General features: G+C 69.4%; 10 protein-coding genes. 2 read left to right on the forward strand and 8 right to left on the reverse strand.

The window, feature by feature from the left end:
* Positions 1 to 90: 90 nt before the first annotated feature.
* The 4 genes from alaS to D456_RS0113790 all read right to left on the reverse strand — a co-directional run bounded on the left by alaS (position 91) and on the right by D456_RS0113790 (position 4,542).
* Positions 91 to 2,757: an alanine--tRNA ligase gene (gene alaS, locus D456_RS0113775; RefSeq protein WP_017576767.1), complete on the reverse strand. Its 2,667-nt coding sequence runs from the start codon at positions 2,755 to 2,757 to the stop codon at positions 91 to 93.
* 317 nt (positions 2,758 to 3,074) lie between these two features.
* Positions 3,075 to 3,602, reverse strand: coding sequence for a hypothetical protein (locus D456_RS0113780; protein ID WP_230480231.1), 528 nt, complete (start codon positions 3,600 to 3,602; stop codon positions 3,075 to 3,077).
* 284 nt (positions 3,603 to 3,886) lie between these two features.
* Positions 3,887 to 4,150 carry a hypothetical protein gene (locus tag D456_RS0113785; protein ID WP_017576769.1) on the reverse strand — a complete coding sequence of 88 codons (264 nt, stop codon included), beginning with the start codon at positions 4,148 to 4,150 and terminating at the stop codon, positions 3,887 to 3,889.
* Positions 4,147 to 4,542, reverse strand: coding sequence for a DUF948 domain-containing protein (locus tag D456_RS0113790; protein WP_017576770.1), 396 nt, complete (start codon positions 4,540 to 4,542; stop codon positions 4,147 to 4,149). The genes D456_RS0113785 and D456_RS0113790 overlap by 4 nt, the downstream gene beginning before the upstream one ends.
* Before the next feature lie 355 nt (positions 4,543 to 4,897).
* Between D456_RS0113790 and D456_RS0113795 the strand changes: the two genes are divergently transcribed.
* Positions 4,898 to 6,436 (forward strand): serine/threonine-protein kinase, encoded by a 1,539-nt coding sequence (locus D456_RS0113795; RefSeq protein ID WP_017576771.1) that lies wholly within the window; start codon positions 4,898 to 4,900, stop codon positions 6,434 to 6,436.
* Positions 6,437 to 6,483: 47 nt separating this feature from the next.
* On the opposite strand, the gene D456_RS0113800 is transcribed toward D456_RS0113795, so the two are convergent.
* The 4 genes from D456_RS0113800 to D456_RS0113815 form a co-directional block, all read right to left on the reverse strand.
* Entirely contained in the window at positions 6,484 to 7,815 is a 1,332-nt protein-coding gene (locus D456_RS0113800) for a replication-associated recombination protein A (protein WP_017576772.1), read from the reverse strand.
* Positions 7,816 to 7,849: 34 nt separating this feature from the next.
* Positions 7,850 to 9,853, reverse strand: a complete 2,004-nt coding sequence (locus D456_RS0113805) for a SpoIIE family protein phosphatase (RefSeq protein WP_017576773.1) — start codon at positions 9,851 to 9,853, stop codon at positions 7,850 to 7,852.
* A gap of 789 nt (positions 9,854 to 10,642) precedes the next feature.
* Entirely contained in the window at positions 10,643 to 12,415 is a 1,773-nt protein-coding gene (aspS, locus tag D456_RS0113810) for an aspartate--tRNA ligase (RefSeq protein WP_083904583.1), read from the reverse strand.
* A 172-nt stretch (positions 12,416 to 12,587) separates the two neighbouring features.
* Positions 12,588 to 13,265, reverse strand: coding sequence for an MBL fold metallo-hydrolase (locus D456_RS0113815; RefSeq protein ID WP_026115860.1), 678 nt, complete (start codon positions 13,263 to 13,265; stop codon positions 12,588 to 12,590).
* 459 nt (positions 13,266 to 13,724) lie between these two features.
* Here D456_RS0113815 and D456_RS0113820 point away from each other — a divergent pair, with 459 nt between their 5' ends.
* Positions 13,725 to 14,957 (forward strand): DUF349 domain-containing protein, encoded by a 1,233-nt coding sequence (locus D456_RS0113820; RefSeq protein ID WP_017576776.1) that lies wholly within the window; start codon positions 13,725 to 13,727, stop codon positions 14,955 to 14,957.
* Positions 14,958 to 15,026: the final 69 nt, after the last annotated feature.

A 15,026-nucleotide genomic window follows, 5' to 3' on the forward strand; every position in this document is an offset into this window, starting at 1 on the left:
CGCCGGGCCGGGCAGAAGACCGTGGGGCACGAAGCGGGGCGTCCGCGGAACACCCTCCGCGGACGCCCTGACGATGGTCGGTTCCGGCGGTCAGGACGCGGCCACGGCCGCCTCCACCGCACGTAGCGCCTCGTCGACCTTGCCGGCGTCCTTGCCGCCGCCCTGGGCGATGTCGGGCTTACCGCCGCCACCGCCGCCGAGCGCACGGGCCGCGACCCCGACGAGGTCACCGGCCTTGACGCCCGCCGTACGCGCCGCCTCGTTGGTGGCGACCACCACGACCGGGCGGTCCTTGGGCACCGAGGTCATCGCCACGACCACCGGGTCCTCCGCGCCCAGGCGCCCGCGCACGTCCAGGACCAGGGTGCGCAGGTCGTCCGCGGAGGCACCCTCGGGCGCGCGCTCCGCCACGACCTTGGCGTCGCCGTGCCGGCGCGCACCGGCCGCGAGGGTTCCGGCCGCCTGCAGCACCTGGTCCGCACGCAGCTTCTCGATCTCCTTCTCGGCCGCACGCAGGCGCGTGACCATGGAGTCGATGCGCTCGGGCAGCTCTTCACGCGGGGTCTTGAGCTGCTCGGAGAGCTGACCCACCAGCGCCGACTCCTTGGACAGCCGCTGGAAGGCGTCCGCACCGACCGCGGCCTCCACACGGCGCACACCCGAGCCGATGGAGGACTCCCCCAGCAGCTTGACGATGCCGAGCTTGGCCGTGGAGCCCACGTGGGTGCCGCCGCACAGTTCGACGGAGTAGTCGCTCATCTCCACGACGCGCACACGGTCGCCGTACTTCTCACCGAACATGGCCAGCGCGCCCATCTTGAGCGCCTCGTCGAGGTCGCGCTCCTGAGTGCGTACTTCGATGTCGCCGCTCAGGACGGAGTTGACCTCTTCCTCGACCTCGGCCAGGCGCTCGGGCCCGACCTGGCTATCGGCGGTGAAGTCGAACCGCAGCTGGCCCGGGCGGTTCTCCGAACCGGCCTGGCCGGCCGAGGGGCCGAGCGAGTTGCGCAGCGCGGAGTGGATGAGGTGGGTGGCCGAGTGCGAACGCTCGATCGCACGGCGGCGGCCGGTGTCGATCGAGGCGTGCACGGTGTCGTCAAGGACCACCTCGCCCGAACGCACTGTGCCGCGGTGCACGAACAGGCCCGGCACCGGCTTCTGCACGTCCTCGACGTCCACGGTGCCGCGCCCGTCCACGGTGAGCGTGCCCGTGTCGGCGAGCTGGCCGCCGCTCTCGGCGTAGAACGGGGTGCGGTCCAGCACGAGCTCGACCTTCTGGCCGGCACGCGCGGCGGGCACACCCTCGCCGTCCACGACCAGGCCCCTGATGTGGGACTCGCTCTCGGCGTCGCTGTAGCCGAGGAAGTCGGTGTCACCGGCCTTCTCGTGCATCTGCGAGTACAACGAGAGGTCGGCGTTGCCGAGCTTCTTGGCCTTGGCATCGGCCTTGGCGGTCTGGCGCTGGCGCTCCATGAGATCGCGGAAGGCACCCTCGTCGACCGACAGGCCCTGTTCCTGGGCCATCTCCAGGGTGAGGTCGATGGGGAAGCCGTAGGTGTCGTGGAGCTGGAAGGCGTCCGCACCGGAGAAGACCGAGCCGCCGGACTCCTTGGTACGTTCGGCCGCGCGGCCGAAGAGGGCGGTACCCGCACGCAGGGTGTTGGCGAAGTTCTGCTCCTCGGTGTCGATCACACCGTGGATGATCTCTGCCTTGTCCGCCAGGTCGGGGTAGATGTCCTTCATCGCGTCGATGCTGACGGCGGTGAGCTCGTGCAGGAACGCGGTGTCGGTTCCCGAGAGCAGGCGCAGGTTGCGCACGGAGCGGCGCAGGAGACGGCGCAGCACGTAGCCGGCCTTCTCGTTGCCGGGCTTGACGCCGTCGCCGACGAGCATGACGGCGCTGCGCACGTGGTCGGCGACCACACGGAGCATGACATCCTGCTCGGGGTCGTCGCCGTAGCGCGTCCCGGTCAGCTCCGCGGCCCGGTGCAGGACGCGGCCGATGATGTCGGTCTCGTAGATGTTGTCGACGCCCTGCAGGACCGCCGCCAGGCGCTCCAGGCCCAGGCCGGTGTCGATGTTCTGCTGCGGCAGGTCACCGAGGATCGGGTAGTCCTTGCCGGTCCCCTCACCCCGCTCGTACTGCATGAAGACGAGGTTCCAGATCTCGACGTAGCGGTTCTCGTCCGCCTCGGGGCCGCCCTCGACGCCGTACTCCGGGCCGCGGTCGTAGAAGATCTCCGAGCAGGGGCCGCAGGGACCGGGCACACCCATGTCCCAGTAGTTCTCGTCCATGCCCATGCGCTGGATGCGCTCGGGGCGCACGCCCACCTTGTCGCGCCAGATGGCGGCGGCCTCGTCGTCGTCGAGGTAGACGGTGACCCACAGCTTCTCGGGGTCGATGCCGAAACCGCCCTCCTCCACGGGGCTGGTGACCAGCTCCCAGGCGAGGGGGATGGCCTTCTCCTTGAAGTAGTCGCCGAAGGAGAAGTTGCCCATCATCTGGAAGAAGGTCGCGTGCCGGGAGGTCTTGCCGACCTCCTCGATGTCGATGGTGCGGATGCACTTCTGGACGCTGGTGGCGGTCTCCCACGGGGGCGTGCGCTGGCCGAGGAAGTAGGGCTTGAACGGGACCATGCCTGCCGGGACCAGCAGCAGCGTGGGGTCTTCGGCGACGAGGCTTGCCGAGGGCACCACGGTGTGTCCGTTCTTCTCGAAGAAATTGAGGAAGCGGCGCGCGATCTCAGCCGTCTCCATTGATGCCCTCCTGTGTATCCGCACCAACGCGTGTGCTTTTTGCGGGTGGCCGCCGGGAACCCGTCCTGTTGACGACAACGGCGGCGGCCTCGTTGTTCCAAGGCTAACGCCGCCGGGCACCGACGGGAGCCGCGTGAGCACGCCGGATCGGCGGCTGCAGGGATGCATCTGCGGTTCCGGGGAGGGGCCGGGAACCGTGGTCCTTCTTCCGTAGGGCGGGGGCGGACGAGGACACCGTGCCGGTCCTGCTCCGCGCCGGCCACGGGAGGGATCGGGGCGGTGCACACGGATCCGGGTCCGTGTGCACCGCCCGCGGATCAGTACTGAGGGCCGGGAGCGAAACCCTGCGGAGCGGGCGAGTAGAAGGCCCGCGAGACCGGCACCACCATCAGGATGATGATGCCGACGGTGAACAGCAGAGGGACGATCGCAAGGACGTTCATCGCGAACACGAGCGAGACGACCAGGATCAACGCGGCCAGGATCTGGAAGATCACGGTGCCCCAGAGGACGATCCCGCTGCGCTTCCCCATGAACGAGGCCAACAGGGTGGAGATCAGCCCGTAGACGAAGGGGATCGCCCCGGCCACGGCGAGGCCTCCGAGCACCTCGTTCGTTCCGATACCGCCGGGGACGGCCGCGTCCTGGTCGAGGACGGCGTCCATCTCCCGGAGGGCCTGGTCGTCACCGGTGATGTACAAGGCCGCGAACAGCATCACACCGCCCATGAGCAGGCCGGTGATCCCGCCGATGAACTGAAACACCCGAGCGGTGATCACGGTGCCGGGCATCTTGCCCTCGGGCTGGGTCGCGCCGGGGCCCATGGGCGGCGGACCGGGAGGCATTCCGGGCTGCCCTTGGGGCGGGTGAGCACCGGGACGGCCGTAGCCCTGGGGCGGGTATCCTCCCGAGGGATGGGCTCCCCCCTGTGGGGGATTCGGGCCCGACGGGTATCCGCCCTGGCCCGGGTTGTTGTAGGGATCGTGCGGCTGCATCGCCCAGCCTTCCGTGTGTATACGTGGATGGTGCTCGAGGGAGCAGGGCCAACCCTACAAAACGGGTGCCCCGCGCTTACCTGCACCCACCTGGACATATACCCGCCACGACCGGTTCACTCACGGGGAACCCTTCAGCCCGCGGCCTCGCCCTCGGTGAGGGTCCGGCCGCGGTCACGGGGCGCGTACCTGCGCATGAGCTCTTCCTCCTGGTCGCGCACGGCGTCGGCCAGGTCCTCGTTGAGCTCACGCAGGGCACCCCTGTACTCGGTCACGTGGCCCCCGACCCGGTGGGCGATCCCGTCCGGAGTCAGGGCACGCCGCGCGCGTTCGACCCGGTGGACGACGTAACCGCCCACGGCGGCACCTGCTGCGAGGTAGAACAGACGGCGGATCACCGGCTCGCCTCCTTGCGTTTGCGGGTGCGCACCAGGGCGAGGGTGCGGCGCTGGCCCATCACGCGGCGGACCGCGTAACTGAACGAGGCGATCTTGACCAGTGGTCCGGTGAAGACCGAGCGGGTCAGCGCGGTCATGGAGGAGACGTCCTCGGAGGAGGACTGCATGTTCGCGGTGATCTCCTCCACGCGCTCCAGGGAGGTGTTGGCCCGATCGACGGTGGAGGACATGTCCTCCAGGATCGGCGGTGTACGGTCCCCCAGCTCGGAGACGACCTTGGTCGTCGCGTTGATGAGTTTGATGAGTTTGACGAGGGCCACGCACAAGAAGGTGGCCAACACCGCCCAGACCACCGCTGCGACGAGCGCGGCGACCTCTCCTCCGGTCAGCATTGGTGGGGCTCCGTAGGCAGATCGAGGGTTGAAGTGGAGGGTGGGGCCCTGGGGGTGGCGTCCGGCCCTCCCACGTCCTCGGCCGTCCGTCAACGGTTACGGACTCGGCCGATTTTCGGCCGACCCTATCGCGTCCACGGCCCGGGAACAGCGACGGCACGCCTCTGCTGTCACCACCACGACTGTCCGGAAACCCCCGCTACCCGGTCCCGGTACACGATCGGGGGTTCGACGGCCGCCCGCTCCTGCAAGACAATCGAGACATCGGGCGGAGTGCCCCTCCTCCCGGACTTCATTACGATGTCCGGACACTCCGCCCACTGACGGCCGCCCCTGATGCACCGACAGGATCCCCATGAGCCCACGTTCTCCCCGTGAGATCTCCGTACTGGTACCCCCGGGCCTCGCCCCGCTGTATCCGGACGACCCGTCGAGAATCGGCCCCTACCTGGTCCTGGGACGGCTGGGCCAGGGGGGCGCCGGGACCGTCTACGCTGCGGTGGACGTTTCCTCCGACAACGCAGGCGACCGCCTCGTAGCGGTCAAGACGCTCACCTCCCCCGAGCTGGAGGACCCCTCGGCGTACCCGGCCCTGGCACGCCGATTGCGTTCGTTGGCCGCGATCGACGCCGCACAGGTGGTCACGCCCCTGGCCCACGACGCCGACGCCAACCCTCCCTGGGCGGCGATGCCGTACATGGCGGGGGAACGCCTGTCCCACTACGTCACCAAACGGGGCGGGCTCGGCAGCGGCAAGCTCATCGCCCTGGCCGTCGGGTTGGCCGAGGGCCTGTCCGTCCTGCACGCGCGCTCGGTCTCCCACGGGGCGCTGCGGCCCAGCGAGGTGATGCTGGGGACGGACGGACCACACATCATGGACTGCGCGGTGGCGCCGTCGGCCCTGCGGATACGCGGGAACGGCGCCACCTGGCTCAGCCCCGAACGGTACCGGGGCGGCTCACCTTCGCCCGCCTCCGACGTCTTCGCCTGGGGCGCCGTGGTCGCCTTCGCCGGGACCGGCCGACTGCCCTTCGGCACCGGTGAGGCCGGGGAGATCGCCGAACGCACCGCCGAGGGCGCCTTCGACCTGGAAGGTCTGGAACCGGGTCTGCGCCCGGTCGTGGACCGCGCGTTGTCCCCCGACCCGGACCTCCGGCCGAGCCTGCGCGAAGTCGTGGGCTCGGTCATCGCGGTCTGGCAGGCCGAGCACAACCCTTACGAAGAGCAACCGGGCCGGGCAGAGATCTCCCGGATCCTGGAACAGGAGTGGCACGCGATCGAACCTCCGGCGCGGATCCCGGAAGTGGTGCGCCTGGAGGGCCGCATGGCCGGAAAACGCCCCACCCGTTTGCTGTTCGCCGCAGGGACGGCCGCGCTCGCACTCGGCCTGATCGGCGCCGGCGTGTGGGGCATCGGACAGTTCCTGCCCTCCTCGGACCAGGAGGAGTCCTCGGCCGAGGCCGCGGCGGACGCGCAGGAAACCGAGGAGGCGGTGGAGACCACGATCGTGGCACGCTTCGACCCCTCCGAACAGGAAGATCCGGAGAAGGGGCCGTGGGTCTACACCCCGGTCGACCGCGACGACACACCGATCCGGGGCCAGGGTGTGCCCACCCACGAGGCCTGGGCCCTGCAGTGGGACGAGGACGGTGAACCCGCCGAGGCCGACATCGACCCCGAGGCCGAGGTGCTGTGCGCGAAGTTCTGCACGGCGCCGGAAGACGTCTTCCTCGACGAGGACTTCCGCGGCACCTACGAGATGACCGGGGCCGAGTTCATCGACTACCTCTCCTGGGGCCCGGTGATGATCGTCGAGGTCACCTTCGACGAGGAGTCCATGGAGGGTGAAGGTCCCCCCGAGATCGTACAGATCACCGAACTCTTCACCGATTGATCCGGAGGCGTGTGCGGCCCGCACCCTCCGGGGGTGCCGTACACGCCTCAACCTCCGCGGAGCACGCCCTTGATCCGGGACAACACCTCGGAGAAACGTCGTTCGGCACCGTGCCCGGTGGGCCGGTAGTACTCGCGTTCGGTCAGGCCCTCAGGGGCGTGCTGCTGGGGGGCGACCCCGCCGGGGTAGTCGTGGGCGAAGCGGTAACCCTTCCCGTGCCCGAGGTCGGCGGCACCCTTGTAGTGCGAGTCCCGCAGGTGCGCGGGGACCGCACCGGCCCGGCCCGCGCGTACGTCGCCCATGGCCTCGTCGATGGCGGTGATGACGGCGTTGGACTTGGGTGCCAGGCTGATGTGGATGACGGCCTGGGCGAGGTTGATGCGGGCCTCGGGCAGGCCGATGAGTTGCACCGACTGGGCCGCGGCCACGGCGGTCTGGAGCGCGGTGGGGTCGGCCATGCCCACGTCCTCGCTGGCGTGCACGACCAGGCGGCGGGCGATGAAACGGGGGTCCTCCCCCGCCTCGATCATGCGCGCCAGGTAGTGCAGGGCGGCGTCGGGGTCGCTGCCGCGCATGCTCTTGACGAAAGCGCTGATGACGTCGTAGTGCTGGTCGCCGGAGCGGTCGTAGCGCACCGCGTGGCGGTCGACGGCGCGTTCGACGTCCTCGGCCGTGATGGTGCGGGGTTCGTCCCCGGCGGGACCGGCCACGAGCGCGGCCGCCTCGAGGTAGGTCAGGGAGCGGCGTCCGTCCCCTCCGGCCAGGCGCACCACGTGTTCGGTGGCTTCCTCGGAGAGCACGTAACCGCCGTTGAGACCGCGCTCCTCCGTCAGGGCGCGCTGCAGGAGCAGGCGGACGTCCTCGTCCTCCAGCGACTCCAGGCTCAGCAGCAGCGAGCGCGACATCAGCGGGCTGACGACGGAGAAGAAGGGGTTCTCGGTGGTGGCCCCGATGAAGCTCACCCAACGGTTCTCGACCGCGGGCAGCAGGGCGTCCTGCTGGGTCTTGTTGAAGCGGTGCACCTCGTCGACGAACAACAGGGTGCGGATGCCGTGCATGCCCAGACGGCGGCGGGCCTCGTCAACGACGGTACGCACGTCCTTGACCCCGGCGTTGACGGCGGAGAGTTCCACGAAGCGGCGCCGGGTGACCCGGCTGACCACGCTGGCCAGCGTGGTCTTGCCGGTCCCGGGCGGCCCCCACAGGAACACCGACATGGGTGCGTCGTCCTCGACCAGGCGGCGTAGAGGACTGCTCTCGCCCAGCAGGTGGCGTTGGCCGGCGACCTCGTCCAGGTCACGCGGTCGCATGCGTACCGCCAAGGGCTCCTGGCCCTTGGCGGCCTCGGCCCCGGCATCGTCGAAGAGAGTTTCGGACACCCCTTCAGGGTAGGCGAGGTGTGCCGGCGGCGCGTCAGGTCGCCGGCACGGCCGTGGAGAAGGTCTCCGGGACGCTGCGCACCGACCGGGTCATCCGGGTGATCAGGAGCGCGATGTCGTCACCGCGGCCGGCCGGGGCCATGTCGGCGAGTACGTGCGCGGCCTCCTCGAGGGCCGCGGCGTTCTCGGAGAGCGCCTGCCCGACCTTGTCCAGGCCTTCCTGCATGTTGACCTCGGAGCTCTCCACGAGGCCGTCCGAGCACAGCAGCAGGGTGGTGTCGTGCGCCAGGACGCTGGTGGTCACGGTGTACTCGGTGTCGGGCAGCACACCCAGGGGAGGCCCGGTCTCGGGTTCCCAGATGCGGTATCCGGCGGCCGAGGCCAGGACCACGGGCGGTTGTCCGGCCCAGGCTGCCTGCATGACACCGGTCTCGCGGTCCACCACCAAGTAGCCGCAGGTGGCGAAGACGATCTCTCCGGTATCGGTGAGCAGGCGGTTGGTCTCGCCCAGGACCACCCCGGGGTCGGACTGGTTGCTGGCGTAGGCACGGAAGGCGACACGGATCTGGCCCATGGCGGCGGCTGCCTCCACGCCGTGGCCCTGGACGTCGCCCACGAGCAGGCCGACCTTGTTCTCCGGCAGTTCGATGACGTCGTAGAAGTCACCACAGACGCGCCAGCCCGCGCGGGAGGGCAGGTACTTGGTGGCGATGTCCATGTCGGGGAAGCTGGCGACCTGGCGGGGCAGCATGCGCCGCTGCACGGCGTCGGCGAGTTCGAGTTCGGCCTCCTGGGCCTTGATGCGCTGCAGGGCCTGTCCGGCCAGACCCGCGAACGTGAGCATGAGGGCACGCTCGTCGCGGCTGACGTGGTGGGGGCGGTCCCAGACCATCTGCCATACGCCGAGCGCGACCTTGCCGTCGCCGAAGATCGGTACGGTCGCCCAGGCCTGGGACCTGCTGGTGCTGCGCAACAGGTCGACCGCGGCCGGAAAACGGCTGACGACCTCGGCCCGGCTCTCGAAGAAACGCGGCTGACGGTCCTGGATGACCGCGCCCATGGGGTAATCGGTGTCGTCGGCGGGACGGCCGTCTATGGCTTCGGCGTTCCCGCGCTCGCGGGCACTGGGCGAGGTGCGAAGCAGGCCGTTCTCGACGTAGAGGGCGACGGCGTGGAAGCCGCCGAAGATCGGCAGGAACTCCTCGCTGAGCAGGTCCATGACCTCGTCGACGGTGGTCGCGGACACGAGTTTGGCGGACAGGTCGGTGACCAGGCGGCCGTGCTCGGCCTCGGTACGGCGGCGGTCGGCCAGGCGGCGCACGAGCTGGACGTGCTCGGTGACGTCGTCGACGATCCCGACGAGGCGGTCGGGGTCACCGGAGACGAACCGGGCCCGTACGTGCAGGGAACGCTCGTCGCCCAGGCGGTCGAAGACCCGGAAGCGCTGTTCGTAGTCGCGGCCGGCGAACGCTCCGGAGACGGCGTCGCGTACGCGGGCGACGTCGTCGGGGTGGACCCTTTCGAGGATGCGTTCCAGTTCGGGTTCGTTCCCGACCAGGAGGGCGCCCAGCGGGGTGGGGCCGAAGAGTTCGTCCATGTGTCCGGTGCTCAGGTCCAGGCTCCACAGGACCGAGTCGGAGTTGTCGGTACGCAGTTCACCGACGACCCGCAGGTCGGCCTCCTCCGAGGACAGCAGGTGGGTGAGGACGACGACGCGCTCCTGACCGGGCAGCGGACGCAGTTCGACCTCGGATATGAGGGGATGGCCCCCGGGGGGCACCAGCCGCAGGCGGACCCGGCGTTCCCGGCGCCCGGTCAGGGCCTCGGAGTGCAGTGCGGCGCCGCGCTGGGCGTCGTCCCCGTCGAGGAGTTCGTGCCACGCGCGTCCGACCAGGGTGTCATGCTCCCCGAAGAGGTCGGTGAAGGCTCCGTTGGCGTGCACGATGGTGCCGTCGGTGCGTGTGAGCACCATTGGTTCAGGGGCGTGTTCGAACGCTCCCGCGAGCACGGTCTCGGAGTCATCGCCTGAGGCGCGCATTCGGTTCACGTATGACTCATCCTCATGTCGTCTCGGACGTCACACCCGCGTCTGACGCGGCCACCCGTTGGGAACGTTCCGATCGGTTCATTCTAGTGTCCGAGGTAAGGGCCGCCCCGGGGCGTCTCGGGGCCGGTCGGGTCCACGTCGATGCCCGGGGCGATCGCGTGGTTCCAGCACGGGAGGGCCCGTACCGGCAGTGGGACCTGGGGTTGCCCGGGCCCGTGGGCACGAGGACCGGATCCGTTCGGGAACGGAGGCTCGTCACGCTCGCGTGATGCGGCGGCCCCTCGGCGGTCTGTTTTCCGCCGATCCCCACAGAAAAGCTTGTGCCCGCTCGTGTCCGGTGTTCTTCGGCGACACTCCGGAGCATCGCGGCACGAAAAGGTGATTCACACTCAACGCTAGAGGATGAAGGACCCCTGTCGCATCCGCAACAGGGGTGGCGGCCGGTTTCGGCCGTTTTCTCGAACACAAATATGTCCGATTTATTACCGTCAGGGCTTTGTGGTCGTTTGGGGAAGGTTCAACTTCCCTCCGGAAGGGAAACGCAAGGGAAACCCTTTTCCTACCCCCCGAGGACCTTCATGCGCCGACCGCCCGCACTATCGAGCCCACGGCACGACAGCACACTCCAGAACTGGTCCTGCCGCCTCTGTGAGCACAGCAACCCCGACGACGAGGACATCTGCTGCCAACAGTGCGGTGCCGCCAAACGCTGACGGCCCCCGCACCGGTGAAGGGGCGGAAAACAGGCACCGCCCCTTCACCCCCGGTCCTGCCCACGGATCACTTCTTGGTGTTCTCCGGGGGCAGCACCGAACGCACGTGCACGTCGCGCAGCTGCTGCTCCGTCACCTCGGAGGGTGCCCCCATCATGAGGTCCTGCGCGTTCTGGTTGAGCGGGAACGCGATGGTCTCGCGGATGTTCGGCTCGTCGGCCAGGAGCATCACGATGCGGTCGATACCCGGGGCGATCCCGCCGTGCGGCGGGGCCCCGAACTTCAGGGCCTTGAGCATGCCGCCGAACTCCGCCTCGACGGCATCCCGGTCGTAACCGGCGATGTCGAAGGCCTTGTACATGATCTCGGGCGAGTGGTTACGGATGGCGCCCGAGGACAGCTCCACACCGTTGCAGACGATGTCGTACTGCCAGGCGAGGATCTCCAGCGGGTCCTTGTTGAGCAGGGCATCCATCCCGCCCTGGGGCATGGAGAACGGGTTGTGGCTGAACTGGATCTCGCCCTCGTCGGTGCGCTCGAACATGGGGAAGTCCACGATCCAGCAGAACCGGTAGGCCTTCTCCTCGAAGTGGCCCGCGCGCTTGCCCGCCTCGACCCGCACCGGTGCCATGATGCGGTTGATCTCCGCATCGTTCTCACTCGCGCAGAAGAAGAGGCCGTGGCCGGGGCCCGCACCGAGCGTGCTGAGGAGTTCGTCGCTGATCTCACCGACGAACTTGGCGATCGGCCCGGTCAGTTCGCCCTGCTCGCCGACCTTGAGCCAGGCCAGACCCTTGGCGCCCTGTTCGACGGCGTAGTCGCCGATGCCGTCGAAGAACTTGCGCGGCTGGTCCTGCACGTCGGGCACCGCCAGGGCCCGGACCTTCTTGCCGGCGAAGGCGCGGAAGTCGGTCCTGTCGAACAGTTCGGTGACGTCGACCATCTTCATGGGTACGCGCAGGTCGGGCTTGTCGGTGCCGTACCACTGCATGGCGTCGAGATAGGCGATGCGCGGGTACGGAGAGGTGATCTCCCACCCCTCCTGCGAGAACTCGCGGAAGACATCGGTCATGACGTCCTCGATGATCTCGAAGACGTCGTCCTGCTCGACGAAGCTCATCTCGACGTCGAGCTGGTAGAACTCGCCCGGCGAGCGGTCGGCGCGGCTGTCCTCGTCTCGGAAGCACGGAGCGATCTGGAAGTAGCGGTCGAACCCGGCCACCATCAGCATCTGCTTGAACTGCTGCGGTGCCTGCGGCAGCGCGAAGAAACGCCCCGGGTGCAGCCGGGAGGGCACGAGGAAGTCGCGGGCGCCCTCGGGACTGGAGCTGGTGAGGACGGGGGTCTGGAACTCGTTGAAGCCCAGGTCCGTCATCCGGCGCCGGATCGACGCCACCACCTGCGAGCGCAGCATGACGTTGTTGTGCATGCGTTCCCGGCGCAGATCGAGGAAACGGTGGGTCAGGCGGCGGTCCTCGGAGGTGTTGTCCTCGGGGAAGACCGTGAGGGGCAGTTCCTCGGTGCTGCCGAGCAGCTCCAGCTCGTCGGCCTGAATCTCGATCTCGCCGGTGGGCAGGTTCGGGTTGACGTTCTCCGCGTCCCGGGCGGAGACCTGGCCGGTGACCTGGATCACCGACTCCTTGCGGGCCCGGCTGAGCTCTTCGAACACCGGGGACTCGGGGCGGGCCGTGATCTGTGTGACCCCGTAGTGGTCACGCAGGTCCACGAAGAGCAGACCACCGAGATCACGGCGGTTGTGCACCCAACCCGAGAGGCGCACCTGCTCCCCGACGTGCTCCTTGCGGAGCTGACCACACGTATGAGTCCTGTAACGATGCATGAGTTACCAAGTCCACTAACTACACGGCTGAACGAAAGCGCCGGACCACCCTGGCCGGGCCCGGTCGTCGGAACACCCCTTGAACACCTGGGATCTTACCGCCAACCGCCGCACCGCACCGCCCCGCACCGGACGGGGGCAGGGGTGCGGCCCGTGCGGGGCTTCCCGGGGATCAGGCGGAGGCCTGGCGCAGGAAGGGGTTGGTGGCCCGCTCGCGCTCGACCGTCGTGCCGGGGCCGTGCCCGGGCATGAGCCGGGTGTCGTCGGAGCGTGCGAGTACGGCGTCGGCGAGGCTGCGCTTCATCGCCGCGTCGTCACCGCCGGGGAAATCGGTACGGCCGATGGAACCGGCGAAGACGAGGTCGCCCGCGAACACGACCGGGACACCGTCCTCGGTGGTGACGGTGTAGACGACCGAACCCGGGGTGTGGCCGGGGGTGTGCTGGACCCCGATCTGCAGCCCGGCGAGCGTGAGCGTGCTCTCGTCGACGGCCTCGCGCAGGTCCTCGGGCTCGGAGAAGGGCCCCGTCCCCAGCAGCGCCGAGAGCTGCGCGGCGAACCCCGAGTCCACACCGGCGGTGGGGTCGGTGAGCAGACCGCGGTCCTCGGGGTGCAGGTACACCGGCAGACCGCGGGCGTCGGCGATCTCGGCGGCCGACCAGACGTGGTCGAAGTGGCCGTGGGTGAGCAGCACCGCGACCGGGGTCAGCCGGTGCTCGGCGAGGGCCTTGTCGACCTGCCCGGCGGCCTCCTGGCCGGGGTCGACGACGACGCACTCACCGCCCTCGGCCGGGGCGAGTACGTAGCAGTTCGCGGCGAGGGGCCCGGAGGGCAGTGCGGCGATGAGCACGGGGATGACGTCCTGTCCTCGGTCGGTGTCCACGGATCGTAGGGGCCCGGCGCGGCGGTACCGGCCGTGCGCCCTCCGGCCCCCGAGCTTACCGAGCACGCCGGCGGCCCCGGACCGGACCGGCCGCTCGGAGGGCAGGTCCACGGGAGCGTTGATCACCATTCGATCACTGCGCGCGGCAGCCCTCTTTGCCAGAGTCCCCGGTGATGCCATATTGGTCAGCGCCATCGTGTGCGCCGAGGCAACGGCCCGCGCATCCACGGATCCGCTTCCCACGGCCCGCCGACACATGAGGCGCAGGGCACAGACCGCGGTGTTTCTGTCCCTGTTCGCGAGTACGCCGCGTCGTCGTCCGACAGATCGTAGGGATATCGTGCAGGACACGATCCCGTACGAACCGGGCTGTACACCGCGACGACCCGAGCCCGCACGCCGGGCCCATGACAGCAGGAGGACACGGTGACCACGGACCCTTGGGGCCGCGTAGACGACGACGGCACGGTCTACGTGCGCACGAGCGAAGGAGAACGGGTCGTCGGATCGTGGCAGGCAGGCGCCCCGGAAGAGGCCCTGACCTTCTTCCGGAAGAAGTACGACGCCCTCGTGACCCAGGTGGAGCTGCTGGAGAAGCGCCTGCGCAGCACCGACCTGTCCGCCTCCGCAGCCATGACCGCCATCGACAAGCTCCGCGGCTCGGTGCGCGAGGCCAACGCGGTCGGTGACCTGGACTCGTTGTCCGAGCGCCTGGACGCCCTGACCGCCCGCGCCGAGGAACGCAAGGTCGAGCAGAAGCAGGCGCAGGACCAGGCCCGCGACCAGGCGCGCGACATCAAGGAACGCATCGTCGCCGAGGCCGAGCGTGTGGCGGACGAAACCACCCACTGGAAATCCGGCGGTGAGCGTATGACCCAGCTCATCGAGGAGTGGAAGAAGGCCCCGCGCGCGGACCGCCCCACCGAACAGGGCCTGTGGAAGCGGTTGTCGGCGGCGCGCAATTCCTTCTCCAAGCGGCGCAAGGCCTACTTCGCCAACCTGGACCAGCAGCGCGAAGAGGTGCGTGTGGTCAAGGAGGGCCTGGTCTCCGAAGCGGAGTCGATGAGCCACTCCACCGACTGGGGTCCGACAGCGCGTGCCTACCGGGACCTCATGCAACGGTGGAAGGCCAGCGGCCGTGCCGACCGCGCCAGCGAGGACAAGCTGTGGGCACGTTTCAAGGCCGCCCAGGACACCTTCTTCGACGCGCGTAACGCGGTCTTCGCCGAGCGTGACGCCGAGCTGCGGGTCAACGCCGAGGCCAAGGAGAAGATCCTGGAGGAGGCCGAGGCGGAGATCCCCAGGATCTCCGACCCGCGGCGGGCGCGTACGCGCCTGCGTGAGTTCCAGGAGGCCTGGGAGGAGGCCGGCCAGCTCCCCCGTGACGTGCGCGACCAGCTCGAGGGCGCCTTCCGCAAGCTCGAGGACGGGGTGCGCAAGGAGGAGCAGGCCGAGTGGGAACGCACCAGTCCGGAGGCGCGGGCGCGGGCCCAGGACACCGTGGACCAGCTGTCCTCGGCCATCGCCGGTCTGGAGGCCGAGTTGGACAAGGCCCGGGCCAAGGGCGACGAGCGCAAGGCCAAGAAGCACGAGGAGGCACTGGAGGCGCGCCGTTCGTGGCTGGCCGAGGCGCAGAAGGCGCTGGAGGAGATGAGCTGAACCGCTCCGTCCGGACAGCGGGCCGTACCCTGGACGGGTGCGGTCCGCTTCGTGTCGCAGTGGTCCCCG

Source organism: Nocardiopsis kunsanensis DSM 44524 (genome assembly GCF_000340965.1).
Classification (GTDB): Bacteria; Actinomycetota; Actinomycetes; order Streptosporangiales; family Streptosporangiaceae; genus Nocardiopsis; species Nocardiopsis kunsanensis.